At 66.7% G+C, this 21078-nt stretch carries 20 protein-coding genes; 9 read left to right on the forward strand and 11 right to left on the reverse strand.

Annotated features, from left to right (window positions below; translation table 11 throughout):
* Window positions 1-32 precede the first annotated feature (32 nt).
* Both CFOUR_RS07785 and CFOUR_RS07790 read left to right on the forward strand, forming a co-directional pair.
* Complete coding sequence (locus CFOUR_RS07785) at window positions 33-824, forward strand: DUF4191 domain-containing protein (RefSeq protein ID WP_085958294.1); 792 nt, start codon at window positions 33-35, stop codon at window positions 822-824.
* The gene (locus CFOUR_RS07790) at window positions 821-2110 is read left to right on the forward strand and encodes a threonine/serine exporter family protein (RefSeq protein WP_085958295.1); all 1290 of its coding nucleotides are present in this window, start codon (window positions 821-823) and stop codon (window positions 2108-2110) included. Before CFOUR_RS07785 ends, CFOUR_RS07790 begins: the two co-directional genes overlap by 4 nt.
* On the opposite strand, the gene CFOUR_RS07795 is transcribed toward CFOUR_RS07790, so the two are convergent.
* A complete protein-coding gene (locus CFOUR_RS07795) occupies window positions 2107-2583 on the reverse strand; it encodes an RDD family protein (RefSeq protein WP_085958296.1) in 477 nt (158 codons plus the stop codon). The genes CFOUR_RS07790 and CFOUR_RS07795 overlap by 4 nt on opposite strands.
* A gap of 45 nt (window positions 2584-2628) precedes the next feature.
* Here CFOUR_RS07795 and glnA point away from each other — a divergent pair, with 45 nt between their 5' ends.
* The 3 genes from glnA to CFOUR_RS07810 all read left to right on the forward strand — a co-directional run bounded on the left by glnA (window position 2629) and on the right by CFOUR_RS07810 (window position 5971).
* Complete coding sequence (gene glnA / locus CFOUR_RS07800; protein WP_413540793.1) at window positions 2629-4095, forward strand: type I glutamate--ammonia ligase; 1467 nt, start codon at window positions 2629-2631, stop codon at window positions 4093-4095.
* A gap of 150 nt (window positions 4096-4245) precedes the next feature.
* Window positions 4246-4845, forward strand: a complete 600-nt coding sequence (locus CFOUR_RS07805; protein WP_085958298.1) for a VIT1/CCC1 transporter family protein — start codon at window positions 4246-4248, stop codon at window positions 4843-4845.
* 154 nt (window positions 4846-4999) lie between these two features.
* Window positions 5000-5971: a TDT family transporter gene (locus CFOUR_RS07810; protein WP_085958299.1), complete on the forward strand. Its 972-nt coding sequence runs from the start codon at window positions 5000-5002 to the stop codon at window positions 5969-5971.
* Between the two features lie 56 nt (window positions 5972-6027).
* Here the strand turns inward: CFOUR_RS07810 and CFOUR_RS07815 are convergent, their stop codons facing one another.
* Complete coding sequence (locus CFOUR_RS07815; RefSeq protein ID WP_143339035.1) at window positions 6028-7062, reverse strand: HNH endonuclease signature motif containing protein; 1035 nt, start codon at window positions 7060-7062, stop codon at window positions 6028-6030.
* A 157-nt stretch (window positions 7063-7219) separates the two neighbouring features.
* On the opposite strand from CFOUR_RS07815, the gene CFOUR_RS07820 reads away from it, so the two are divergent.
* On the forward strand, window positions 7220-8413 hold the full coding sequence (locus CFOUR_RS07820; RefSeq protein WP_085958330.1) for an IS481 family transposase: 1194 nt from the start codon (window positions 7220-7222) through the stop codon (window positions 8411-8413).
* Between the two features lie 195 nt (window positions 8414-8608).
* Here CFOUR_RS07820 and CFOUR_RS07825 read toward each other — a convergent pair whose 3' ends face one another.
* Window positions 8609-9166 (reverse strand): glycoside hydrolase family 25 protein, encoded by a 558-nt coding sequence (locus CFOUR_RS07825; protein ID WP_290179082.1) that lies wholly within the window; start codon window positions 9164-9166, stop codon window positions 8609-8611.
* Window positions 9163-9687 carry an NUDIX hydrolase gene (locus tag CFOUR_RS07830; protein WP_085957845.1) on the reverse strand — a complete coding sequence of 175 codons (525 nt, stop codon included), beginning with the start codon at window positions 9685-9687 and terminating at the stop codon, window positions 9163-9165. The genes CFOUR_RS07825 and CFOUR_RS07830 overlap by 4 nt, the downstream gene beginning before the upstream one ends.
* A gap of 27 nt (window positions 9688-9714) precedes the next feature.
* Between CFOUR_RS07830 and CFOUR_RS07835 the strand changes: the two genes are divergently transcribed.
* Entirely contained in the window at window positions 9715-10458 is a 744-nt protein-coding gene (locus CFOUR_RS07835; RefSeq protein ID WP_085957844.1) for a hypothetical protein, read from the forward strand.
* On the opposite strand, the gene CFOUR_RS07840 is transcribed toward CFOUR_RS07835, so the two are convergent.
* From CFOUR_RS07840 to CFOUR_RS07865, 6 genes are all read right to left on the reverse strand, one after another.
* Complete coding sequence (locus CFOUR_RS07840; protein ID WP_290179083.1) at window positions 10439-11530, reverse strand: S1 family peptidase; 1092 nt, start codon at window positions 11528-11530, stop codon at window positions 10439-10441. The two genes, CFOUR_RS07835 and CFOUR_RS07840, sit on opposite strands and share 20 nt — an antisense overlap.
* Complete coding sequence (locus CFOUR_RS07845) at window positions 11514-11636, reverse strand: hypothetical protein (protein ID WP_268989756.1); 123 nt, start codon at window positions 11634-11636, stop codon at window positions 11514-11516. Before CFOUR_RS07845 ends, CFOUR_RS07840 begins: the two co-directional genes overlap by 17 nt.
* A gap of 21 nt (window positions 11637-11657) precedes the next feature.
* On the reverse strand, window positions 11658-13109 hold the full coding sequence (gene thrC / locus CFOUR_RS07850) for a threonine synthase (protein WP_101706447.1): 1452 nt from the start codon (window positions 13107-13109) through the stop codon (window positions 11658-11660).
* A gap of 25 nt (window positions 13110-13134) precedes the next feature.
* The gene (locus tag CFOUR_RS07855) at window positions 13135-13416 is read right to left on the reverse strand and encodes a hypothetical protein (protein WP_290179084.1); all 282 of its coding nucleotides are present in this window, start codon (window positions 13414-13416) and stop codon (window positions 13135-13137) included.
* Window positions 13417-13477: 61 nt separating this feature from the next.
* Window positions 13478-16579 (reverse strand): bifunctional [glutamine synthetase] adenylyltransferase/[glutamine synthetase]-adenylyl-L-tyrosine phosphorylase, encoded by a 3102-nt coding sequence (locus tag CFOUR_RS07860; RefSeq protein WP_290179085.1) that lies wholly within the window; start codon window positions 16577-16579, stop codon window positions 13478-13480.
* A complete protein-coding gene (locus tag CFOUR_RS07865; protein WP_085957842.1) occupies window positions 16576-17910 on the reverse strand; it encodes a glutamine synthetase family protein in 1335 nt (444 codons plus the stop codon). The genes CFOUR_RS07860 and CFOUR_RS07865 overlap by 4 nt, the downstream gene beginning before the upstream one ends.
* 82 nt (window positions 17911-17992) lie before the next feature.
* Between CFOUR_RS07865 and CFOUR_RS07870 the strand changes: the two genes are divergently transcribed.
* Window positions 17993-19582: a CYTH and CHAD domain-containing protein gene (locus CFOUR_RS07870; RefSeq protein WP_085957841.1), complete on the forward strand. Its 1590-nt coding sequence runs from the start codon at window positions 17993-17995 to the stop codon at window positions 19580-19582.
* 4 nt (window positions 19583-19586) lie between these two features.
* Here the strand turns inward: CFOUR_RS07870 and CFOUR_RS07875 are convergent, their stop codons facing one another.
* Window positions 19587-19793 carry a hypothetical protein gene (locus tag CFOUR_RS07875; protein WP_085957840.1) on the reverse strand — a complete coding sequence of 69 codons (207 nt, stop codon included), beginning with the start codon at window positions 19791-19793 and terminating at the stop codon, window positions 19587-19589.
* A gap of 86 nt (window positions 19794-19879) precedes the next feature.
* On the opposite strand from CFOUR_RS07875, the gene CFOUR_RS07880 reads away from it, so the two are divergent.
* The gene (locus CFOUR_RS07880; RefSeq protein ID WP_290179086.1) at window positions 19880-21070 is read left to right on the forward strand and encodes a galactokinase family protein; all 1191 of its coding nucleotides are present in this window, start codon (window positions 19880-19882) and stop codon (window positions 21068-21070) included.
* Window positions 21071-21078 lie beyond the last annotated feature (8 nt).

Here is a 21078-nt window from a genome sequence, read left to right on the forward strand (position 1 = left end):
CCGCGTCTTAGCTGTGGCATACAGTTATGTCCATGGCACAGACGCAGGACAAGGCAGCGGCCAAAGCCGCCAAGAAAGAACAGCGCGCCGCAAAACGCGCCAAGGGCAAAGCGACGCGCTCACAGCTCAAGCAAGCGTTTGACATCCAGCGCAAGCGCGACAAGGCGCTGATCCCCATCATGCTCGCCTGCGTGCTCGGCGGCGGGCTGCTTTTCTTCCTCCTCGGCCTGCTCATCGGCGCGAAGTGGTTCTGGCTGATCATGGGCCTGATCGCCGGCGCAGTGCTGGCGATGTTCATCTTCTCCCGCCGCCTGGAAAAGTCCATGTACGACGAGGTCGGCGACACCCCCGGCGCCGCCGGCTGGACGCTGGAGAACATGCGCAACACGATGGGCATCGTGTGGCTGACCCAAACCGGCGTGCAGGCCAACACCCACATGGACACCGTGCACCGCGTGGTGGGCAACCCCGGTGTTGTGCTCGTCGGCGAGGGCGACCCGAACCGCCTGAAGTCGCTGATGAGCAAGGAGCGCAAGCGCGTGGAGCGCCTGCTGGCCGGCGTGCCGGTCTACGAGGTCTACGCCGGTGAGAGCGAGGGCCAGGTGCGCACCCGCGACCTGCAGAAGCACCTGCTCAAGCTGCCGAAGAACTACCAGAAGAACGAGGTGTACAACCTCTCCGCGAAGCTGGAGGCCATGGACGCCCGCGGCCGCGGACCCCAGGCTGCCGGCCTGCCGGGCGGCCCGCTGCCGAAGCAGGCGCAGAACATGGCTGGCATGAACCGCAAGATGCGCCGCATGCAGGCGCGCAAGGGCGGAAAGTGATCGAGCACAACCCGCGCATGGACGCCGAAGCGAACACCTGTCTTCGCTTCGGCGTTTTGTTGTTGGCCGCGGGCGCATCCGGCTACCGGGTCATTCGCGCGGTGAAGCGCTGCGCGCGCTCGGTCGGCTTCGACAACGCTGACGTCATCGTCGGCTTCAACACGATCAGCTGCACGTTTCACCGCGGGGAGCAGTTCCGCACCGCCGTGTCGGACGTGCCACTGCCGGGCGTGAACGCCTCGCGCATCGAGGCGTTGGAGACCGCGGCGCACTCACTGCTGCAGAGCTACCGCACGCCCGAGGTGATCAGCGCCGCGCTGGACGAAATTGAGCGCATCCCTTCTCCCCGCTGGGGCGCTCGCCTCTCGACGTTGGCCGCAGGCCTCGCCTGCGCCGGGTTCGCCGTCCTGAACCAGTTCGGCTGGGCCACCGCCGCGATGGTGTGCCTGGCCGCGATGCTGGGGCAGCTCGTGCGCAGCCTCCTGCACAAGGCGCACTTCAACCTCATCGGCATCACCATGGCGGCGGCGTTTGTCGCCTCCGCGGCGTTTTTGGCGCTCGCGCGCGTGCTGCCTCTCGACGGGGTGGTCTCCCCCGGTTTCGTCGCCGCCGTCCTCTTTCTCATCCCGGGCTTTCCCCTGTTCACCTCATTTGTGGACCTGGCCCGATTCGACTTCACCGCCGGCATCCCGCGGCTGTTTTTCGCCTTGGAGATCATCGTGGTGATCATGCTGACGGTCTCAGTGGTGGCGATGCTCTCCGGCACCCCCGAGGCGCAGCCGCAGCCGGTGCCCAAATCCGCCGAGTTCTTGGCTGCGAGCGCGCTGGCGAGTTTTGTCAGTGTCGGCTGCTTCGCGCTGTTGTTCAACTCCTCCAAGCGCATGGCGCTGATCGCCGCCACACTCGGGATGGCGGCGAACGCGGTGCGCCTGACGCTGCTGGCCTACGGGTCAGTCTCCTACCTGGCGGCGTTCGCAGCGGCGCTGCTCATCGGTGTTGCTGGCGGTCTCCTCGGCCGCGTGGCCAAGGTCCCGCGCACCACCGTGACCATCCCGGCGGCGGTGGTGATGATCCCCGGGCCGGTGATCTACGCCGCGGTGCACAACTTCGCGGTCGGCGACATCGTCAACGCGCTGTCGAAATTCACAGAGGTGTCCTTCGTCGTGCTGTTCATCGCTGGCGGGCTGTCGGTGGCGCGAATGATCACCGACCCGACCTGGGCGTTTTTCCGCTACATCGACTTCGACCACGAGTTGGTCGGCGAGGAACGGCCGATCAACAACTAAGTGCGGATCACCGTGGTCGTCGTCGCGCGGTCGTGCATGCCGCGCCCGTCCGCGTCCACCAGCGCCGCCGGCAGCACGAAGCCCGTCAAAATGGTGCGCACCGCGGCGCGCCACAGCCCCACCGGCGCCTCCTTGTCCACGCGCGCGACCCCCATGCCGAGCGCCGCCATGCCTGGGGTGCGCGAAAACAGCCACCCGCAGATGATGCCCAGCACAATCCACAGCAGGTAAGTCAGGGTGTACCTGTCGCCCAGCGCGGAGGTGTTCTGCGTGATCAAAGACGCCGCCACGGCGCAGATCACCCAATCGATCAACACCCCGCCCATGCGGCGCAGCACCGACGCCTGCGAGCCCGGCCCCTCCTTGGGCATGCCGAGAAACTGCCCCGGGTACTCCGGAAGAGACTCCTCACCACTGAATTGGTTGGGGATTTCCGGGCCGTTGCGCCAGTCATGTCGTCGAGAAGCAGCCATGCTTACCGAGCGTAGCGGGACACGCGCGTAGACTTGTAACCGCTTATGTCAGACAACCTACGAGGAGTACCGCCCGTGGCCTTCGACAACATCGAAGATGTCAAAAAGTTCATCACCGACAAGGAGGTGGAATTCGTTGACGTGCGCTTCACCGACGTGCCGGGCATCGAACACCACTTCTCCATCCCCGCGTCGATGTTCGACGAAGATGCGATCGAAGAGGGCCTCGCATTCGACGGGTCCTCTATCCGCGGCTTCACCACCATTGAAGAATCCGACATGATCCTCATGCCGGACCTCGCCACCGCAAAGCTGGACCAGTTCCGCGGCTCCAAGACCCTGAACGTGAAGTTCTGCGTCAACGACCCGTTCACCCACGAGCCGTTCTCCCGCGATCCGCGCAACGTGGCTAAGAAGGCCGAGGAGTACCTCAAGTCCACCGGCATCGCCGATACCTGCTCCATCGGCGCCGAGGCGGAGTTCTACCTGTTCGACTCCATCCGCTACGAGGTCGAGGGCCACTCCGCCTTCTACGAAATCGACGCCGAAGAAGGCTGGTGGAACCGCGGCAACGAGGTCGAGGCCGACGGCTCGCCGAACCTGGGTTACAAGAACCGCTGGAAGGGCGGCTACTTCCCCGTCCCGCCGCACGACAAGACCGTCGAGGTGCGCGACGCGATGGTGCGCAACCTCGCCGCAGCCGGCTTCGACATCGAGCGTTTCCACCGCGAGGTGGGCAACGGCGGCCAGCAGGAGATCAACTACCGCTTCAACACCCTGCTGCACGCGGCCGACGACCTGCAGGACTTCAAGTACATCGTGAAAAACACCGCCACGCTGTACGACAAGGTGGTCACTTTCATGCCCAAGCCGCTCGCGGGCGACAACGGCTCCGGCATGCACGCCCACCAGTCGCTGTGGAAGGACGGCGAGCCGCTGTTCTACGACGAGTCCGGCTACGGCGGCCTGTCCGACATCGCCCGCTGGTACATCGGCGGCCTGCTCGAGCACGCCGGCGCGGTGCTGGCCTTTACCAACCCGACGCTGAACTCCTACCACCGCCTCGTGCCGGGCTTTGAGGCGCCGATCAACCTGGTGTACTCCCAGCGCAACCGCTCCGCGGCGATCCGCATCCCGATCACGGGCGCGAACCCGAAGGCCAAGCGCATCGAGTTCCGCGCGCCGGACCCGTCGGGCAACCCCTACCTCGGTTTCGCGGCAATGCTCATGGCCGGCATCGACGGCATCAAGAACCGTATCGAGCCGCACGCCCCGGTGGACAAGGACCTCTACGAGCTGCCGCCGGAAGAGGCTAAGGACATCCCGCAGGCGCCGACCTCGCTCGAGGCTGCGCTGCAGGCCCTCGAAGCCGACCACGACTTCCTCACCGAGGGCGACGTGTTCACCGAGGACCTCATCGAGACCTACATCAAGCTCAAGTACGACAACGAGATCACCCCAGTCCGCCTGCGCCCGACCCCGCAGGAATTCGAGATGTACTTCGACTGCTAGTCGCTTTTCGACGTCTCGCTTCGCCCCGCCCGCGCCCCGTTTTCAAGGGACGCGGGCGGGGCTTTTTGCACAGGTATGCATAACCTGACCTGCGGTAAGGCAGTACACACTTGCTTGCGGGGGTGGTTGTAACCCGCAATGATGAGCCCCATGACCGAACTGCTCAACCGCCCCAACGCCGACTGCCCCGCCGATTGCCCGGGAGTTGCGGACGCTGACGTGGTCACGCACGAGCCCGGCACCGGCGAGCGGCTCAACCGCCTGCGCGCCGCGGTGCTCGGCGCCAACGACGGCATCGTCTCCACCGCCGCGGTGGTCGTCGGCGTGGCGGGTGCGACCTCCGACCACACCACGATCGCGATGTCCGGCCTCGCGGCGGTGATCGGCGGCGCGGTGTCGATGGCGTTGGGCGAGTACGTCTCGGTGTCGTCGCAGCGCGACTCCGAGCGCGCCCTCGGCATCTCCGCGGACTTGCAGGTCAACCCGTGGTCTGCGGGTATCGCTTCGTTCCTGTCGTTCCTTCTGGGCGCGGCCCTGCCGTTCGCCACGGCGTTGCTGGCCCCGGTGGCGTGGCGCATCGCGGCCATTTTCGCGGTGACGCTGCTGGCCTTGGCGCTGACCGGGGCGCTGTCCGCGAAGCTCGGCGAGGCCCCGGTGGCGCGCTCCGTGACAAGGATCGTGGTGGGCGGCTCCCTCGCGCTGGCGGCGACGTTTGCCATCGGCTCGCTCTTCGGCGCGCAGGTGGGTTAGAAACACACCTCGCGCGCACAGTGACCTGCCCAACGAGAACTCGGTATTTTCGCAGCAAACTCGCAGGTCGCATCTCACAGGCGGAGTACTGGGCACCGCGTTGCCCCCGCGCAGCGCTGGGCCGGGCGGGCGATGTGCCCAAAAAGGGATTACCATGCGCGGAGTGACTGACAAGTTCCGCCAACTGCCACCGCCCGGCCCCGCGTGGGGCGGCAGCCTCATGGGCACCTCCATCGTCTCGCGATTGCTCGTCGAGATGGACCACGAGTTCGCCTCCGGCATCTTCGCCGCGATCGCGAGCGTGATCCTCGTCGTGCTCGTGTACGGCTTCGCCCGCTACCGCCACCCCAGCTTCCAGCGGACCACGATGGCGGAATGGTCGATGTTCTTCATCGGCATCCTCGCGCTCGGCGCGGCGCTGTCCGGCTTGACCGGGGCTGGCGTCTACCGTCTCATCGGCTTCTGGATCGGCGCCCCAGTCACCGCCGTCACCTGGGCCATCCAGCTGTCGCGCTTCGAGGGCGCACCGAAGTTCACCTGGGGCTTGCCGCTGGTCGGCCCGATGATTTCCGCGTCCGTGGCCGGCTGGCTCGCCCGCGACTACGGGCAGTTCTACCACGTGGTGGGCACCGTCTTCTTCCTGATGTCCCTGTTAACCGCAGTGCCGACTTTCGCCCGCGTGTACTGGGCTGCCTGGCACGGCAAGGTGGACCTGTCCGGCCCACTGTCTGCGACGGCGTGGGTGCCGCTCGGCGTGATTGGTCAGTCCACCACCGCCATGCAGATTCTCTACCCGGGGAAGTTCTCCATCTACTACGGGTATGTCGCACTTGTGCTGGCCATCCCCCTGGGCATTTGGGCCATGGTCAACTTCTACCCCAACGTGGCGCGCTGGGTGGACTACTCCCCCGCTTGGTGGGCCTGTACCTTCCCGCCCGGCACGGTGAGCATGGGCGGGCACCAGGTAGCGCTTGTCAACGGCTCGCACTGGCTCGACGTGGTGGCGCTGACCATCCCGATCCTTTTGATCGTGCACTGGTCGCTGTGCTCCGGCCGCTTTATCAGCTGGGTGCTGGAGGGCCGCCGCGAAGCCGCCCGCAACACGCCTGTGGTGCCTTCCCGGTAAAACGGCATGCTGTTTTTCCCGCCCTGTGTGGGGGCGGGTGTTGTGTGTTGGGTGGGTTAGGTGGGGTCGAAAAGCAGTTCCATGGCGCCGGGGGTGGTCATGGGCACGTGTGCGCCGTTGGGGGCGATCCATCGGATGCGCCCGTTCGGGTTGTTGATGTAGCCGAAGGCGCCAGCTTGGTTGTCGGCGTTGACGCCGTTGTGGAAGGGGCACAGTTCGGCGAGGTTGTCCATGTTGGTCATCCCGCCGTAGCGCCATGCTCTGATGTGGTGGGTCTGGGTGGTCTCGGCGGAGTGTTTGCAGTCGGGAAACGCGCACGCCGGGCAGCACAGCTTCGACATTGTTTTCTGTTTCGCGTTGGCGAAGCGCTGTGCTTTATACAGGTTGACCGGGCCATGCTGGGGGTGAAACGCGGCGACTTCGAGGACGTCGCCGAATTCGTGCTGCAGGTATTGCGCCCCGGTCATGGTGGTGCCGTCGGTGCAGGTGAGTGTGACCTCGTCGCCGGTGCCGGCGTGGATGCGTGCCCAGTTGGCGATCGGCACCAACACGATCGGGCGGAAGGTTGTCTGCGGGATGGTGTCGCCGTCGCGCAAAAGCTGCATCAGCGCGTCGGCGAGTTGGGCGGCGGCGGGGGCGGTGTTGTCGATCATGACGCGAAGCGTGTGTTCGACATCAGCGAGGTCGCGTTCGTTGTAGGTGAAAATCATGGTGCGCATCCCGGCCCGTGAGCGGGTGAACCGGCACGCGGCGGCTGGGGGCTTGACCGGTGGTTTGATCAACCGTGCGATGCGTTTGCTCAAGGTGCGAAAGGCCCCGCGGTGGCGCACCAAATCAAGGCGGATGCGCCAGCGCTCTGCCATATCGTCGACGGCGCGCAGCTTCTTCTCAATCAGGATGAGCTGGTCAATCGGCATGCCCTCAGCGAGCGTGAGGGCTTCGGCTTGTTTGCGGGTGTAGCGCGTCGGGCCGTAAAACGCTTCGTGCACCCGGGCTAAGTCGCGCACCCGACCCGGCGAGAGCCCGGCGGCCATTGCGACGTCGCGGTCGAAGTCGGCAAGCACCGCCACACTTGCGGAAACAAAGGACATAAAGTTCATGGTGTCTGAAGTCACGACATATTTGACGGGGTGTGCCTGCGGAAGGCGTTGTGATCCTTGACAGGTCAGTCGCGTCATAGTTGACACTTAGGGTTACCTCAGTCGTGTCGGTGACGTTTGACTGGTGAGTCGGGACATGTTTGACACTATGAACAGTCCTAACCGCAACATCGCCATCGTCAGAGCCGTCAGAGGCCAAGGCGGCACACCCACCAACGTCGCCAAACGATTCGGCATCTCGCGCCAACGCGTCCACCAAATCCTCAACGCCTACGACGCCGGCGGCGCCGAGGCAATCGCACCGAAATCACGCGCCCCGCACACCCACCCGCACGCCGTCCCGGAAGCACTACGCAACGACATCATCAGCATCCGCAAACAACTCACCCGACACGGACTCGACGCCGGGCCCGAAACCATTGCCTACCACCTCGAACAGGCCGGCAAACGCGCCCCCTCAACCTCAACGATCCGCCGCATCCTCACCAACGAGGGCTTGATCACCCCGCAGCCGCAAAAGAAGCCGAAAAGCTCCTACATCCGCTTCGAAGCCGCGATGCCCAACGAATGCTGGCAAGCCGACATCACCCACCTCTTCCTCGCTGATAACACGCGGGTAGAAGTCCTCGACTTCCTCGACGACCACTCGCGATACCTGTTGTCAATCACCGCGGCCGCCGCATTTACAGGCCCCGCCGTCGCCGCCGAACTCACCCGCCTGATCGGCGCATACGGCCCGCCAGCATCCACGCTGACGGACAACGGACTGGTGTTCACCGCCCGCCTAGCCGGGCGCAAAGGCGGGCGAAACGCATTCGAAAAAGTGCTCGTCGCACACAAAATCCAACAGAAAAACGGCCGGCCAGGCCACCCCCAAACCCAAGGAAAAATTGAGCGATTCCACCAAACCATCAAAAAATGGATCACCGCCCGACCCCCAGCACAAACCATCGATGAGCTGCAACAACTCCTCAACGAGTTTCGCCAATACTACAACTGCACCCGACCCCACCGCGCCCTAGGCAGACGCACCCCGCAGCAGGCATACACCACCGGAGTCAAAGCCACACCCAACGACAACCCCAAAGAAGAATGGCGCACCCGAAACGACACAGTCGACAAAAACGGCAAAGTCTCCGTGCGCTACGCCGGCAAACTCTTCCACCTCGGCATCGGACGCGCCTACAAACACAAGAAAATCCTCATGGTCATCACCGACAACCACATCATCACATCACTGGTCGAAACCGGAGAAGTCATCACAGAGCACTACATCGACACCGCCTGCGACTACCAAAAGGCCTACTGGAAACACGGCGACCCACCACTGCACCCCAAATGAACAAAACCGGCACCCCAGAACAAAAACAACTGGGATGCCGGTCCGTCCAGCATGTCGCGACTCATGCGTCAAGCATGACGCGACTCATGACAGACATAAAGTTCATGGCTTTAGAACCTAAAGCCGCGCAAGCCCCAAAACTAGCCCCCGGGCAAAATGTGGATAACTCAACCTGAGAATTTCACAATGCGCTGGTCACAGGGCCAGATTCAGATCCACGTCGCCGCCGCCGACCCGCCCACGGGAGGTGAACTGCCACACGGCTGGCTCCGGGAAGCCGAGCGGGCGCGGCCAGGCGCCCAACTCCGGCAGCGCGCCGCCGGCCTCCACGACGGGGTTTGTCCCCCACTGCGCCAGCCACACCGCACCGAACTGTGCTGGGTCCGCGAGCATCATGTGCCGCCGCCAGTACCGGGCGTTGGTGTACACACCTGCCACTTCCACCCCGGCGGATGCAAAGAGTGCGGCGCAGGTGGAGACGTCGTCAAGCGAAAGCCCCGCGGGAGACTCCACGTCGAGCCACATGGGCAGGCGGTGGCCGCCGAGGACCTCGAGGGAGGCGGAGACCTGCTCGGCTATCGACGTCCCCTCGGACGGCGCCCGCAAAAAGTGGTAGGCGGCCGTGGCGTTTGGTGCGAAGGAGGCGAAGCACGGGTCGTGGTAGGTGCCGTCCGTGGTGCGCGCGATGACGAAGTCAAAGCCGGAGACGTCTAGTCCTGCTTGGTGCTCGGAGACGTCGACGCCGAGTTTCACCGCTTAGCCAACCCCATGCGCGGGGCGAAACTGCCGGGGTGGCGGCGCTGCGCGGCGGCGTCGGCTATGGCTAGGCGCCACTTCGGGTCGGTTACCGGCATATGCGAGATGGGAAACCAGCCCACCTCGGTGTTTTCGTCGTCGCCGACGGCAGGGTCCGCACTGGGATCGATCGCCTCGCAGCGGATCTGCACCGTCATATAGCTGGCCTGGTCCCCGTTGGCGTGGGTGACTGGACCGTGCGCGCCCACGCCCAGCAGCGCGGCGGCGGTGACGCGCACCCCAGTTTCTTCCAGCACCTCGCGCACCGCGGCGACGTGCGGGTCCTCCCCCGGATCCGCGATGCCGGTCACCGGGGTCCACTGCCCGTTGTCGGCGCGGCGCACCAGCAGCACGTCCGGCACCGCCCAGGGCGAGTCCACGGTGGAATCGCGCAGCACCACCGCGCACACGGCGGGCACCCACATCAGGTCGGTGCCGATTTTCTTGCGGGTCTCCACGATGAACTCCGGGATAGGCATGGGCGCAAGTGTACAATCCCCAGCATTATGAGCACCGCCGTCAGTGATTCCGAGCAGAAGCAGCCCCTGCTCAAACGTGTCCCCGCTCCCCTGTTCGTCGCGGTGTACGGCGCGCTGGTCATCCTGGTGATTTTCGGGGCGGCGATGGCGGCGGGCCACACGGCGGACACCACGCGCGTGGACGCGGTGCTGCCCCAGCCGGAGCGGCCGTTTAACCCGGCGCCAGCGGATCCGGGGAACGTCGCGGCGAGCATCCGGCCGGATCTGATCACCAACGTGCGCGTGGGCGAGACGAACTCTGGCGCGATGATGCGCGGCGACATTGTGGACGGCTCGTTGGACGACACCGCCGACATCGCGGGCCACCTGTCGCGGCTGCTGGAGCAGAATTGCTTGGATACGGTGACGTTGACGTCGAAAAGCGGAGTGCGCTTTAACTTCTGGGGCTTTTGCTTTGCGACGCTTCCTCCGGAGACCATCTCCCAATTCCTCGATGTCGCCGTCGAAGAGGGCGCCGATTCGGTGTCGTTTGTCGACTACGCCTCCCACGACCACTTCCACGTGATCACGCTGAACTGGCTCGACGTCGACGACGCCGACGCGCTGTCCAAGCGGTGGCTTGAGGTGGAGCGCCCCGACGAGATCGACCGCGTGACCTTCAACGCCTACACCGACGACGAGGTCGTGGTGGTCGACAACGACAAGGAAACCGGCGAGCAGCTCAAGCGCTGGCCGCTGCTCACCAGCCCTACTACCAGCGCCGAGGAATGAGGTCCGCGTCCGGCACCACGTGGCGGATCACGGCCATGACCTGGTCGATGTTGGAGTAGCTCATCAGGTGAGGGTTGTCCATGCCCTCGTAGCACTCCTCGTCCGCGCGGCCGGCTTCCGTGCCGGAGACCACGCCGATGACGGTGGCCCGGCCGCCCACGTCCGCGAACACGGGCCCGCCAGAATCACCCGAGGCGGCGCACACGGCGGCGATGTCGCCGAACGTCTCGTCTTCCACGCCGGGGTCGAGGTTGACGATCTGCACGCGCTCGGTGTCCTCGAACTCGCCGCAGGTGTAGCCGGTGGTCGCGCCGGTCTTGCACACCCGGTCCACGGGGCCGACGTGTGCGCCGATACCGGTCGGGATCGGCTTGCCCACCAGATCCATGTAGCGCTCCGGGTCCGTGATCTCGATGATGCCCACGTCCGCACCCTGCGTTTCCGGGGTGTGCTGGCTGTACAGCCCGGAGAAGATGACGTGGCCGACCTCGGAGGCGTAGTCGAACGTGGTGGCCGCGCCGGTGGGCCACACCAGGTCGCCCTCCCGGCCGCAGTGGCCGGCCGTCACCGCGTAGGCGCGGCCGTCTTTGCCGGTGAAGGAGAACGCGGACGTGCACGACTGCGCCGTGAAATGCTCGCCGGGCGCGGGGTGGTGGTCCGTGGTCTGGATCTTCGTGCCCGGAGCCCACGGGGCGAAGGCGGGCACGAGCACGTTGTTGTCCTCGGCTGGCACGGGTTGCGCGTCGTCCGGGGTTTGCACCTCCGACAGCGCCTCGCGCTCCTCCACGGTCCCGGTGGGAATCCGCGACACGTTCAGCCCCAGCCACACCACCGCGGCCACCAGCATGAGGGCGGCGAGGATCATGGTGATCCAACCAGCCGTGCTGACGCCGCGGCGGCGTGCGCGCACGGTCGATCCGGCCTGCGGCGGCATGTCCGGGAACTTCAGCGGCTGCTGCGGGTACCGCTGCGGCTGGGGCGGCATCTCCGGGAACTGCCACTTTTCGCCCTGCTCCGGCTGGTAGCGCGCGGCCAGGTTCGGCCGCTCGGGCTGGCTATTCGGGTTGGTCAACCGCCGAGTCCCCGTTTTCCTCGGCCATGATCTTGAGGTCCCGGATGAACTTCTCCGGGTCGAAGTCCGTGTAGTGCTCCGGGCCGGCGAATTGCTCCTGCGCCATGGTGCGCTCCTTCCTGTCGCCCTAGACGTTAGTGCGCTCGATGGCGTCGGCGATAAACGCCTTGACCGCCTCGGCGTCGTTGGGCAGGTCGGTGACGTGGCGCTCGGCGTCCATGATGTCCGCGAAACGCTCCGGTACCTCGGGTGCTCGGCCGATGGCCTCGGTGATCGTGTCGGCGAACTTCACCGGCAGCGCGGTCTCCAACACCACGATCGGGGTGTCCACCTGCTGCGCCAGCTGCTGTGCCACGTGCACGCCGTCCGCCGTGTGCGGATCCACCAGCACACCGTACTCGTCGTTGACGCGCTTGATGGCGGCCACCCGGTCGGCGTGGGTCGAGGTGCCGGAGGTGAAACCGAACTCGCCGCGGATGCGCTCCATCACCTCTTCCCCGCCGAGGTCGCTGGCGCTGAATCCGCCGGACTTCACCTTCGCGCCGAACAGGTCGCCGGTGAGGGCGCAGTTGCGGGACGTGGCGTCGAAAAGCATCCGCTCGAAGTTGGACGCCTTGGAGATGTCCATCGACGGCGAGGACGTCGCGTGCGTTTCCGCGGCGGAGCGCGGGCGGTACTCGCCGGTGGTGAAGAACTCGTGGAGCACGTCGTTTTCGTTCGTGGCCACGATCAGGCGGTCGATGGGCAGGCCCATCTGCTTGGCGATGTGCCCCGCGCACACGTTGCCGAAGTTGCCGGTGGGCACGCAGAAAGTAATGCGCTCGTCGTTCGACGAGGTCACCTTCAGGTACGTGGCAATGTAGTAGACCACCTGGGCGAGCAGGCGCGCGAAGTTGATGGAGTTGACCGCGCCGATGGAGTACTTCGACTTGAACGCGGCGTCGGCGCTGACGGCCTTGACCACGTCCTGGCAGTCATCGAAGACGCCGTCGAGGGCGATGTTGAAGATGTTCGGGTCGTCCAAGCCGAACATCTGCGCCTGCTGGAACGGGGTCATGCGCCCTGCCGGGGTGAGCATGAACACGCGGATGCCGTCGCGCCCGCGCATGGCGTACTCCGCCGAGGAGCCGGTATCGCCCGAGGTTGCGCCCAAGATGTTGATCTCCTCGCCGCGGCGGGCTAGCTCGTACTCGAACAGCTCGCCCAACAGCTGCATCGCCATGTCCTTGAACGCGGCGGTGGGCCCCTCGGACAGGTGCGCGATGTGCAGGTTGTCGCTCAATCGGGTCACCGGCACGATCTCCTCGTCAGCGAAGACGGGGGTGCGGTACGCCCGCGCCGCGATCGCCTCGAGGTCGCGCTCCGGGATGTCGTCGACGAAGAGCTTGAGCACCTCGGCGGCTAGCGCGGCGTAGCCGTCGGTGGCAAGGAGGGTGCGCCAGCCGTCGAGAAGCTCCGGCGTGATCGACGGGTACACCGCCGGCATGAACAGGCCACCGTCGGGGCTTAGGCCCGTGAGCAGGATGTCTGTGAAGGAGCGTGCCTTCGCCGCCCCGTCGCGAGTCGAGATGTAATCCACCCCGCGAAGTCTACGGCATGGGCACCTACCGGCGGGGCGGTTCCTGTCGGCCGGTCAAAATGTCCACCACGGAACGAATCGCGGCGTCGCCGAGCGGGGCCATCGGGCGTTCCTTGTCCGGCGCAGCGTCGCGCGCAGTCTCGCGGGCAGGGGTGCGCGCGCCGGGCTCGACGGTGAGGTGGAGGTTGTCGCCGTCGAGCTGCAGCGCGGTTTTCGGGTCCACGCCGGCCACGCGCGCGGCGTCCACCAGCGCGACCAGGTCGGCGAAGGTGGCGTTGTTCAGGTCGATCGTCATGTTCACTGCCATGTGTCCGAGCATATTGCTTAACGACGTCGTCCCGCCCACCTGCCCCGAAATTCAGCTGGGGTTAGTCGAACTCGTGCGAGATCTCCTCGCCCCAGAACGCCCGCTCCACCACCCGGTGGGCGTGGCGGGTGATGCGCAAGTAGTCCTCCAAGAACTCCTGCTGGTCGTCGGGGTCGTAGCCGGCGGACCCGGCCACCTGGGCCAGCTGCGGGCCCGGCGCGGGCAGCTGGTCGGTGCGCTTGCCGGTGACGAGCACGATGGCGTTGCGCGCGCGGGTGGCGGTGAGCCACGCGGTGCGAAGCACCCGGGCGTCGGCGCCGCGGATCACGGACGCGTCGTCGAGCTCCGCCAAGAAGTCCAGCGCATCCAGGGTGGAGGGGGTGCGCAGTTCCTCGTGGGTGTCGGCGTGCTGCATGGTCAGAAGCTGCACGGTCCATTCCACGTCGGCGAGCGCGCCGCGGCCGAGTTTGGTGTGGGTGGCGCGGTCGGCGCCGCGCGGCAAGCGCTCGTTGTCCACGCGGGCTTTGATGCGGCGGATTTCGCGGATGTCTGCAGGTTTGGCGCCGCCTTCGGGGTAGCGGAAGGAGTCGATGGCGTCGAGGAAGGCGTCGCCGACTCCCCTGTCTCCGGCGACGACGGTGGCGCGCAGCAGCGCTTGGCGCTCCCACACCTCGCCCCATTCGCGGTAGTAGCGCTCGTAGCTGGCGATGGTGCGCACGACCGCCCCGGAACGGCCCTCCGGGCGCAGCCCGAGGTCCACTTCGAGCGGCGGGTCGCCGGAGGGTTTGGACAGGCGGGTGCGCATCTGGTCCACGATCTTCGCGGCCCAGGCCATCGCTTCGGCGCCGCTTCTGTCATCCCCTTCTCCGCCGCCGACATCTCCTTCTCCGCCACCACCGTCTCTTTCTCCGCCGCCGACGAAGGAGGCGGCGGAGGAGGTGGTGGCGGAGGGCTCCGCCACCACCATCACGTCGGCGTCGGAGCCGTAGCCGAGTTCGGCGCCGCCGAGGCGGCCCATGCCGATGACGGCGATGCGGGCCGGAGGTTCGTCGAGAGGCGACGAAGCGAGATCCGCGTGCACCTCGGCGCGCAGCGCGGCCTCGAGCACCGCCTCCCACACGTAGGTCAGCTCCTGGCAGACCTGGCGCGGCTCCATCAGCCCGAGCAGGTCAGCGGAGGCGATGCGGGCCAGCTCCGCGCGGCGCAGCGAACGCGCCACGGCGACGGCTTTGTCTGGATCGGTTTGGTGGCGCTTGGCGGAGGCGATGATCGCCTTGTGCACCTGGTCTGGTGCGGCTTCGAGCAGGCGCGGACCGCTGGAGCCGTCGCCGAGCAGCTTGACCACGTCGGGCGCGGAGATGATCAGGTCCGACGCGTACGGCGAGGTGCCCAGGATGTGCATGAGGCGCTGCGAGGCCACGCCTTCGTCGCGCAGCATGCGCAAAAACCAGCTGCGGTCCACCGCGGCTTCGGAAAGCTTGCGGTAGTTCAACAGCCCCTGGCCGGGATCGGCGGTGTCGGAGAGCCAGTGCATCAGCGACGGCAGCAGGATCGCCTGCAGTTTCGCCTTGCGGGAGGTTCCCTTGACCAGCGCGGATAGGTGGTCGAACGCGCGCGCCGGGTGGCGGTACCCTAACGCCGCCAGCTGGGCCTTCACGGCGTCGGCGGACAGGGTGGCTTCGCCGACGGACATGTCCGCCACCGCGCCGAGCAGCGGGCGGTAGAACAGCCGCTCGTGCAGGTCGGAGACAGTGCGGCGGACGCGTTTGAGCTCGCGGTACATCGCGTCGAGTGCGCTGCCGCGGTTGTCGGCAGAAAAACCGGCGGCGCGGGCGAGCCAGCGGTTGCGCCGCTCGTCGTCTTCCTCCGGCAACTGGTGGGTGCGCTTGAAGCGTTGCAGCTGCAGGCGGTGCTCCAACAGGCGCAGGTACTCGTAGGCCTCGGTGAGCGCTTTGGCGTCTTCGCGGCCGACGTAGCCGGCGGCGGCGAGTGCGTCGAGCGCGTCGAGGGTGTTGCGGGCGCGCAGCGTGTCGTCGATGCGTCCGTGCACGAGTTGCAGAAGCTGCACGGCGAATTCGACGTCGCGCAGTCCGCCGGGGCCGAGTTTCAGCTCGCGGCGGCGCACCTCCGCTGGCACGTTTTCCAGCACCCGGCGGCGCATGGCCTGGACGTCCTCGACGAAGCTGTCGCGTTGGGATGCCTCCCACACCAGCGGGGAGATCGCCTCGGAGTAGGCGCGTCCCAGCTCCATCGTCCCGGTCATGGGCCGGGCCTTGAGCAGCGCCTGGAACTCCCAGGTCTCGGCCCATTTGCGGTAGTAGGCCCGGTGGGAGTCAAGCGTGCGCACAAGCGCGCCGGAGGTGCCTTCGGGCCGCAGGTTCGCGTCGACGTCGAAGAAGCAGGCCGAGCCGATGCGCATCATCTCCGCGGCCACGCGCGTGATTTTCGGGCTGGCTGGCTCGGCAACGAAGACGACGTCCACGTCCGAGATGTAGTTCAGCTCGCCGGCGCCGCATTTGCCCATCGCGATCACCGCCAGCTCCGCGTCGACCTCGTCGTCACCGTAGACCGAGCGCACCGCCGTCGCCAGCGCCGCGGTCAGTGCGGCGTCTGCGAGCCAGGTCAGCCGCTCGGTGGTGTAGCTGTAGCTCATGGATTCGCCCTCGCCGTAGCCCTTGACCGCGGCGAACGTGCCCGCAAGATCGGCGGCGGCGATGCGCATGACCAAGTTGCGGTGCGCGGTGCGCAGCTGCTCCTTGGCCGCGTCCATCCGTTCCGCGTCCGCCTTGTACAGCCCCGGCCCGTCCGCGTCGACGCCCACCGCGGCGAGCATCTCGCGGTACAGCTCGGCCTCGTCGGGCAGGTCGGCAAGCAGCAGGCGCCACTGCTGCGGGTGGGCGATGAGGTGGTCGGACAGCGCTGTGGAGCCGCCCAGCAGGGCGAACAGACGCGTGCGGAAGACGGGGGCGTCCTTCAGCGCGGCCAAAAGGTCGGGCCAGCCGTCGCCGAGGGCCTCGTGCAGCCGGTGGGCGTTGTTGAGCGCCAGATCAGGGTCGGATGAGCCGGCGAGGGTGTAGAGCGAAGCATCGTCGTCAAGCGAGAGCTCCTCGATGTCCTCGGCGGCGCGCGGACTGGTCAGGCCGAGCTTCGCTGGGGAAATCACAGGTCGATCCCGGTGTCGATCTCCCACGGCGTGATCTGGGCCGTGTAGTCGTGCCACTCGTCCCACTTCGCGCGCAAGAAGAACTCGAAGACCTGCTCGCCGAGGACCTCCGCCATGAACTCGGAGCGCTCCATCTGGCGCAGCGCCTGGTCCAGCGAGTTGGGCAGGTCCCGGTAGCCCATGGCGCGGCGCTCGCGGCGGGTTAGGGCGAACACGTCGTCGCGGGCGGGCTCGTCTAGCTCGTAGCCCTCCTCAATGCCTTTCAGCCCCGCGGCGAGCACAGCCGCGAACGCGAGGTAGGGGTTGCACGCCGAATCCAGCGAGCGCACCTCCGCCCGGCGCGACTCCGCCTTGTGCAGGCGGTAGGTGGGCACGCGCACCATGGCGGACCGGTTGGAAATGCCCCAGGTGGCGGCGGTGGGGGCCTCGGAGCCGAACTGGAGGCGCTTGTAGGAGTTAACCCACTGGTTGGTCACCGCAGAGATCTCGCCTGCGTGCTCGATGATGCCGGCGATGAATTGGCGACCGGTGGCGGACAGGCTGATCTCGTCGTCAGGGTCGTGGAACGCGTTGGTGTCGCCCTCGAACAGGGAGAAGTGTGTGTGCATGGCCGAGCCCTCGAGCACGCCGAAGGGCTTGGGCATGAAGGTGGCGTGCACCCCGTTCATCTCCGCGACCGTTTTGACGATGTAGCGGAAGGTGACAATGTTGTCCGCCATGGTCAACGCGTCGGTGTGGCGCAGGTCGATCTCCTGCTGGCCGGGAGAGCCCTCGTGGTGGGAGAACTCGGTGACGATGCCCATGTACTCCAGGGCGGACACGGCCTGGCGGCGCAGCTTCGGCGCCTCGTTGCGTTTGGCCTGGTCGAAGTAGCCGCCCTTGTCCGCAGGTGTGGGCGGCTGGTCACCTTGGCCGGGTTTGACCACGTAGAACTCGATTTCCGGGCTGGCCAAGCACTCGAAGCCCATGTCGCGCGCGTTGTTGATCTGGCGGCGCAGCACGTGGCGCGGGTCGGCGTAGAGCGGGTCGCCGTCGGGCATGGTGATGTCGCAGAACATGCGGGCGGTCTGCAGGCCCGCGTCTTCGTCGAAGGGCAGCGGCTGGTAGGTGGACGGGTCGGGCCGCAGCAGGGTGTCCGACTCGGAGACGCGGGAGAACCCTTCGATGGACGAGCCGTCGAAGCCCACGCCCTCCTCGAAGGCGCTTTCCAGCTCCGCCGGCGACATCATCACCGTTTTCAGGGACCCGAAGATGTCGGTGAACCAGAGGCGGATAAAGGCGATGTCTTGCTGCTCCACCATTCGCAGCACGTTGTCCGTTTGTGCGCTCATGCCTGTTTACTGTAGCGGTCCATTCCTTGTGTCTGAACAGCTAAGCTTGGGGGTATCAAACTATTGAAGGAGGACAACGATCATGGCTGCACCCGCACCCGAGCAGTTCCTCGAGGTGGAAATCAAACTCGCCGTGGATGAGGGCACCGGCCTGCCGGATTTAACCCAGCTGCCCGGCGTCGAAGAGATCGCCCAGATGCGCGAGCACAACCTCTCCGCCGTCTATTACGACACCAAGGATTTACGCCTGACGCGCTCCAAGATCACGCTGCGCCGCCGCACCGGCGGGGCGGACGACGGCTGGCACCTCAAGTTGCCGAAGGAGGGCGGGCGCAACGAGGTGCGCATGCCTCTCGACGACCCTTCGGCCGTGCCCGACGCCCTGAAAGCCCGCGTGCGCTCCATCGTGCGCAACGAGGAGCTCTCCCCGATCGCCCAGGTGGACAACCGTCGCGTGGAGATCACCCTGGCGGGTGAAGCGGGCGCTGTCGCGGAGTTTTGCGACGACCACGTCACCGCCTGGTCCCTTCTGCCCGGCGGCGAGCGCACCAGCTGGCGCGAATGGGAGCTCGAGCTCGCCGATACCCTCGCCGGCACCGAGGAAGGCACCACCCTGATCAACCAGGGCACGTCCTATCTCATCTCCGCGGGCGCGCGGAAGTCTTCCTCCCCGTCCAAGCTCGCTACCGCCCTGGGCGATTCGGTCACAACCGCTCCCCTGCCCCCGCACATGCAGTCCGCGCTCGAGGAGGACTCCCCGGCGGCTGCCGTCGTGGAATCCCTGCGCAAACAGCGCGACGCAATCGTGGCGTGGGAGCCGCGCGTGCGCGCCGACGAATTCGACTCGGTGCACCAGCTGCGCGTGTCCACCCGCGAGATGCGCTCGCTGCTGGAGACCTTCGAGGGCATCCTCGAAGGCGAGCAGCTCGCCTCGCTTGAAGACGAGCTGAAGTACGCCGCCGGCGTCCTAGGTGTCGCCCGCGACGCCGAGGTGGTGGAAGAGCGCTTCTTGGAGCTGTTGGATTCCGACGAGTCCGGCCTCGTCGACGAGGCCGCCCACGCGCACATCGCCGGGGACATGCGCAAAGACTACAACGAGGCCCACGCCGCGATCGTGGAGATGCTCGACTCGGACCGCTTCCTCGAGTTGTTGGACGCGATTGATGCGTTGTTGGCGGAACCGCCCGTCGCAAAGCAAGAAGAAGGCGAGGCTAAGAAGAAAAAGACTGAGTCGAAGGAGTCGAAGGAGGTGCTCTACGACCACATCGCCCGCGGCTACAAAAAGCTGAAGAAGCGCCACGACAAGGTCGACGAGCACTACCACGACACCGACCTGCCGCTGCACGAGCGCGAAGATTACGTCCACGACGTGCGCAAGGCCGCGAAGAAGCTGCGCTACTCCGCTAACGCCGCGACGGATGCCGGGCTGAAGGCCGGGCGGCTGGCCAAGGCGTGCAAGGCGCTGCAGTCCAAGCTGGGCGACTTCCAGGACGCTGTGACCTCACGCGACCGCATCCAGCGGCTCGCGGACGAGGCCCGTGAGCGCGGCGAGGACACCTTCGCCTACGGCATGCTCTACCAACGCGAACTCGACCGCGGGGAGCAGGCGCTCGCCGGCTACGACGACGCCGTGCGCGAGGTGCGCAAGGCGTTTAAGAAGATCAAGCCGTAAGCGGCTACTTCTCCCAGGACGGGGCCTCGCCCCAGTTGTCATCGGCCTCGTCCTGGTTGTCCGCGCTCTTGTTGCGCTGCGCGGCGATCTGCAGGGCGGACTCGGCCTCCTCGCGGGTGGCGTAGGGGCCCATGCGGTTGTCCCACGCGGCCTCCTTACCCTGGGAGACCTCGCCGGTGGTGGGGTTGAAGTAAAACTGCTCGTCTGCCATTGATTCGTTCCTTTTCATCGGGGGTTGTTACCCGTCCGACTGTACCGGCACGGTTGGTAGTGTGGGTGCGGTTGAAGGAGCGTGACATGGCAGTGTGTAAAACCCCGTTTGAAACCCCCTCGCAGTCCCCTGTGCAGCGCGTTCGCGCGGCGCACCCCAGTTCCGGCGGCGACGTGCAGGTGGCCTCGGCGCCCGGCACGTGGGTGCTGCTGGGCGAAAACGTGGACCACTTCGGCGGCGTGACGCTGGCCGGCACCGTCGCACTGCGCGCGGCCGCCGCCGTGAGCCCGCGGGAAGACAACCTCATTTCCATCTCCGCGCGCGGTCCGCTGGGGCAAGAATTCGCAGTGCAGATGCCTTACGACGACACCCCCGCCGACGGCCTCGCCCGCCGCTGGTGGGGGTTGGTGCACACGCTCGTGCAGCGCCAGGTGCTCTCCCGCGACACGGCCGGGCTGGACATCACCGTTGAGTCCGACGTGCCGGTGGGCGCGGGCCTTGGTGCGCTCTACGCCGCCGACGCCGCCATCGCGCTCGCGTTGGCTGCGGGCCACGACGACGTGGACACCGCGCCGTTTCGGGCGCGTCTTGCAGAGATCTGCTCGCATGCGGTGACGTCCTACTCGTCGCTCATCGTGCTACGTGCGCGCCACTCCGTTGCCCTGCGCGGCGCCGACGGGGTGTCCGTAGTGGATTACGCCGACGGCTCGCTCACCCAGGCGCCACCCCCGTCTCACCACGGCGTGCGCGTGTTTTCCCTGGCAGAGGGCTTAGGCGAGCCGTTCGTGCAGTCGCGCAAGGAGATCGCCGAGCGCCGCGCGTTCATCGACGCCGCCTGCACCAACTTCGGCGTCGCCTCGCTGCGCCAGCTTCCGGAGGCCTCGGCCCGCGTCGTCCAGTGGATCGAGGCACGCCGCAGCGCCGGCGACGAAATGGCGCCCGAGCCGGAGGTTGCACGGCGTTGGGTGCAGTTCTGCGAGTCGGAGACGCTGCGCTCGCTGGCCGCCGCGAAGGCGCTGCGCTCGCGCCGCGCCAACGAGCTGTTCACGCTGCTGAACTCGCCTGCGGAGCCGCACGACCTCGCCACCCCCGACGCGCTGGTGGCCCTGGCGCGCGAGCGCGGTGCCGTCTCCGCGCGCCCCGCGGCCACCGGCACCTCCAACGCCGTGATCGCGTTCGTGCCGGTGCAAGACGCCGACGAGTTCGCGGCCGCGATGGCGCGCGAGCTTGAGGTCGTGGAGGTCACCGCCGGCGAGCCCGCCCGCGTCGAGGGGTAACTGGCCTG

The organism is Corynebacterium fournieri, assembly GCF_030408775.1.
Classification (GTDB): domain Bacteria; phylum Actinomycetota; class Actinomycetes; order Mycobacteriales; family Mycobacteriaceae; genus Corynebacterium; species Corynebacterium fournieri.

Excerpts from the sequence above, each read along its gene's own strand:
- CFOUR_RS07785 (WP_085958294.1), top strand. The coding sequence starts at position 33 with ATGGCACAGACGCAGGACAAGGCAGCGGCCAAAGCCGCCAAGAAAGAA.
- CFOUR_RS07795 (WP_085958296.1), bottom strand. The coding sequence starts at position 2,583 with ATGGCTGCTTCTCGACGACATGACTGGCGCAACGGCCCGGAAATCCCC.
- glnA (WP_413540793.1), top strand. The coding sequence starts at position 2,629 with ATGTCAGACAACCTACGAGGAGTACCGCCCGTGGCCTTCGACAACATC.
- CFOUR_RS07805 (WP_085958298.1), top strand. The coding sequence starts at position 4,246 with ATGACCGAACTGCTCAACCGCCCCAACGCCGACTGCCCCGCCGATTGC.
- CFOUR_RS07810 (WP_085958299.1), top strand. The coding sequence starts at position 5,000 with ATGCGCGGAGTGACTGACAAGTTCCGCCAACTGCCACCGCCCGGCCCC.
- CFOUR_RS07815 (WP_143339035.1), bottom strand. The coding sequence starts at position 7,062 with ATGTCCTTTGTTTCCGCAAGTGTGGCGGTGCTTGCCGACTTCGACCGC.
- CFOUR_RS07820 (WP_085958330.1), top strand. The coding sequence starts at position 7,220 with ATGAACAGTCCTAACCGCAACATCGCCATCGTCAGAGCCGTCAGAGGC.
- CFOUR_RS07830 (WP_085957845.1), bottom strand. The coding sequence starts at position 9,687 with ATGCCTATCCCGGAGTTCATCGTGGAGACCCGCAAGAAAATCGGCACC.
- CFOUR_RS07835 (WP_085957844.1), top strand. The coding sequence starts at position 9,715 with ATGAGCACCGCCGTCAGTGATTCCGAGCAGAAGCAGCCCCTGCTCAAA.
- CFOUR_RS07845 (WP_268989756.1), bottom strand. The coding sequence starts at position 11,636 with ATGGCGCAGGAGCAATTCGCCGGCCCGGAGCACTACACGGACTTCGAC.
- CFOUR_RS07855 (WP_290179084.1), bottom strand. The coding sequence starts at position 13,416 with ATGGCAGTGAACATGACGATCGACCTGAACAACGCCACCTTCGCCGAC.
- CFOUR_RS07865 (WP_085957842.1), bottom strand. The coding sequence starts at position 17,910 with ATGAGCGCACAAACGGACAACGTGCTGCGAATGGTGGAGCAGCAAGAC.
- CFOUR_RS07870 (WP_085957841.1), top strand. The coding sequence starts at position 17,993 with ATGGCTGCACCCGCACCCGAGCAGTTCCTCGAGGTGGAAATCAAACTC.
- CFOUR_RS07875 (WP_085957840.1), bottom strand. The coding sequence starts at position 19,793 with ATGGCAGACGAGCAGTTTTACTTCAACCCCACCACCGGCGAGGTCTCC.
- CFOUR_RS07880 (WP_290179086.1), top strand. The coding sequence starts at position 19,880 with ATGGCAGTGTGTAAAACCCCGTTTGAAACCCCCTCGCAGTCCCCTGTG.